The organism is Flavobacterium sp. J27 (genome assembly GCF_004303025.1).
Taxonomy (GTDB): Bacteria; Bacteroidota; Bacteroidia; order Flavobacteriales; family Flavobacteriaceae; genus Flavobacterium.
The window spans coordinates 1-4,031 of the sequence record NZ_PJQW01000014.1; the positions used below are offsets into that span (position 1 = coordinate 1).

The 4,031-nt window shown below is 36.9% G+C and carries 1 protein-coding gene; it reads right to left on the reverse strand.

All coding sequences use genetic code 11. The annotated features are described in order from the left end of the window. A partial coding sequence (locus CX675_RS16660; protein WP_205728645.1) for a fibronectin type III domain-containing protein occupies nt 1-4,031 on the reverse strand: 4,031 nt, incomplete at both ends.

Genomic DNA, 4,031 nt, shown 5'->3' on the forward strand with positions numbered 1-4,031 from the left:
CTGTCCATACCACTCATCTTCATATCCCGATTTACTATAAACCTCTTTACCATAACGATTGAAAATCTCTAATTTACTCACATTAAAACTAGATAAATCAAAGTTGTCATTCATACCATCTGCATTCGGAGAAATCCCTTTTTGAATCGTACAACCGATAACGATAACATCAAGAGTTGTACTAGTAGCACAAAACTGAGCATCCGGTGTAAAGGTATAAGTACTAACTCCAGCAACTGAAGTGTTTATCGTAGAAGGTGACCAACTACCAGTATAACCCTCTAATGATGAAGATGGCAACGTGGTCGATGAAGAACCTGAGCAAACATCTGCTAGAGTTCCAAAAGTAGGTTCGGTTCTAGGTTCGATAATTACTGTTAATGTTCCATTACTAGCACATTGGCCTGCATCTGGAATAAAATCATATTGGTAATTTCCACTAGAAACGTTTGTATCAATTGCTGTAACTGCATTTCCTGAGAATTCCCATTGTCCTGTGTATCCTTCTATTGAATTTAGAGGGAAAGTAGTATTTAAAGAATCTTCGCATAATGTTATAGTATCAAAAGTAGCAGTTGTTAATGCGTTTACCGTAACAACAGCGCTTTCATTTAAAGTACTACTACAACCACTAAAAATAAAATCGTAAGACACACCATCAATCCAATAACTTCCTGCGGTATACTGTATTGTAATTGAATTAGTCGCAATATTAGTTGTAAACACTGTTTGATTTAGCTCTGATAATGTACCACTATTTAAAGTTAAACTAGTATTACCATCGCTTACAGTAATTTCGCCATTAGCATCAATTTTTGCAGCACTTATAATTATAGAAGTACCAGCTGGAACTAAATCATCTAATTCTAAAATTAATAACGGATTAGTTACGTTTATTTGAGCAGCATTAGTATTGTTAGCAATTGTTCCAGAAGTCTCAATATTACCTAAAGCATTATTTGGATCAACACCACCAGTTGCGTTAATAGCATGATGCGTGAGAACGGTTGCGCTTGTTGTAACATTTGTTAAGGTAATAGTTTGATTAACAGTAGTAGTAGGAGTTGTTATAATTCCATTTCCATTGGTATCCAAAACAATAGAATCAATATTTCCGTTTATATCATATTCAACAGTCGCATTTGGATCACCAGTTATTGTGAATGAAGCATCTTCTCCAGTACAAACTGAAGTTGCATTAGCCGTAACAGAAGCCGTAACAGGATCTAAAACTTCTACAGAGAAACTTTCTTCGATGGTAAAACCACATGCATCTGTAATTACAACACTATAGGTTGTGTTGCTTGTAGGAGTAAATACAGGATTAGGGATTGTGGTATCACTTACCCCTTCAGATGGAGACCATAAATAGCTAGAAGCACCAGAATAGCTAGCATCAATATCTGTAATTGATGAAGCAGCACAAATTGTTCTGTCTGCCAAATTATAAGGGTTTGTAAATGATAAATATTTAAAACATAGTTCTTGTCTATTAGTTAATGCACCAGTTGAGCCAGTAAAACCAAAATAAACATTAGGATTACCACTAAAGAAGTTAGTAACTATATCTCCTGTGTATGAAATTCTTTCTTCACAATCAAAAATAACTTTTAAAGTTTGAGTGGCAGCTTCCCATAAAATTTTAACTTCATGACTAGCTCCATCCTCAACATTAGAAGAAGTAGCAGAGATAGCTACAGGACCTACTAAGTTGTTAGCATTATTGTGATCGGTATTTCCATTGGCTAATAGTGCAGCATGATCAACTGCTAAATCTCCATTAAATCCATTATCATAAGTGTCAAATTCAACTGCCAAAGAGTTATTTATTCCTTCATAACCTAATCCACTACCAGAAATTCCTATTTCACTATTTGGATTTTGTTTTAAAACAAATACGATTCCGTCTGCACCACTATCATTTGCTCCAAAACTAGATTCGAAGATGATTTGAAAATCAGTATTTAAATTAATGACGTTGTCATACCAAACTGCACCAGCTTGATTTGTTACATTTTCAGTTATACGATAGCAACAATCACTTAGTGCTTGAATATCACCAACTAAAACAGGAGTTAAGTCGTTGTTTGAACAATTAATTAGTTGAGTTGAAAATAGTACTGGACCAGCCCAATTACTTACACCATCTACAGCACCACAATCTGAAGCTACATAAAATTCATATTCTGTTGAAGGGTTTAAACCGGTAATAGTAAATGGGTTTGTATTAGCTGGTATAATTACTGAAGAAGCATTTGGATAACCAGATCCAACTGATTGCACTACGATTTGCCAACTTGAAACACCTGGATTATTTTCTGTCCATGTTACAATTGCTGAATCTCCTTCTGATACCACAACAGAAACATCAGTTGGTTTTAAACATGAAGGAGGGGTACACTGTCCTGCGTCACTATATAATAATGTGTTTTGCATTCCAGTTCCTGGTGCATGAGTATATAAAATATCTCCAAAAGGATCTATAACTTGTATTCCTACTTCATAGGCAAATGATCCTCCAGAGTTCCAGAATAATTCAAAAGGAACTCCGTCACATATTGGAAATTGTACCGTTGTAGGTCCAGAACCTGTAAAACCAGGGCCTAGAACACCTACCAAAATTCCATTTTGAGTTACGTTCATGGTATTGTTATTCCATCCGTCACCATAACTATCTGTTAAAACAAAACTATACAAACATTGACTAGATGGGTCACAGATAGTTGTATTAAATGCATTAGGACCTGTCCATGCGCTACTATCTGTTGGAGAACAAACAGCGCGAACATAAACCTCATAACTAGTTCCTGCAATTAAATTTGTTAAAGTGAAAGGATTTGTTGGAGCAGCAACTATATTTCCAGTACCTGGAGTAAAACCTACTGGACCATATTCTATTTCCCATTGTGACGCACCAGTATTATCAGTCCAATTGATTTGAGCTTCAGTAGTTGTAATGTTATTGATTGTAATTCCTGTTGGTTTTAAACAAGTAGGAGCGGGAGCACAAGTTACATTAGCAACCCATCCTGTTCTGGTTCCAGAAGTATCACTTCTAAACTGGAAAGTTAAACAACCAGAAGGACCTGATGCGGTAAAAGGACCAGGTATTGTTGTACCCCAAAAACCACCAGTTACGCCACCAGGAACATTTCCAGCACCATTTGTACTTGCAATTTGTGGAGCAGATGTTGAGTCGCCATCATATATGTATAATGCATCCCAGTTTGCTTCTGTATTGAAAGATGTAAAAGTGACAGTTACCTGATCACCTGGGTTATCTGGACAAATTGTAAAAATGTCATTTGCATTGTTTGTGTAATTTGCAGAAAGCCCCCCATTGTCATAAAAAGCATCTCCGCCACAATAATCAGGTGAGGTGCTAAAAGAGCTAGGACCTTCCCAAGCACTACTATCTGTAGGAGAACAGATGGCTCTAACATAAACTTGAAATCCAGAACCTGTTGCTAAATTGTTTATAGTAGTAGGGATTGTTGCTGTTTGAACAACTGTCCCAGTTCCAGGGGTGAATCCTGTTGGGCCATATTCAATTTCCCAAAGAGAAGCCCCTGTATTATCTGTCCATGCAATTTGAGCACTTGTAGTTGTAATATTAGTTATACTAATTCCTGTTGGTTTTAAACATGTAGGCGCAGGAGCACAAGTAACATTAGCTGTCCATCCAGCTCTTGTGCCAGAGGAGTCGCTTCTGAAACGAAACGTTAAACAACCAGTTGGTCCAGATGCAGTAAAAGGCCCTGGGATTGTTGTGCCCCAAAAACCACCAGGAAGACCACCTGGAACATTTCCAGCACCATTTGTACTTGCTATTTGCGGTGCTGAAGTAGAATCTCCATCATAAACATATAAAGCATCCCAATTCGCTTCAGTATTGAACGATGTAAAGGTAACGGTTACTTGATCGCCACTATTATCTGGGCAAATAGTGATTACGTAATCTGAATTATTAGAGTAATTAGCACTACTACCGCCTTCATCAATAAAATTTCCTCCACAATTTGGTGGAAGAG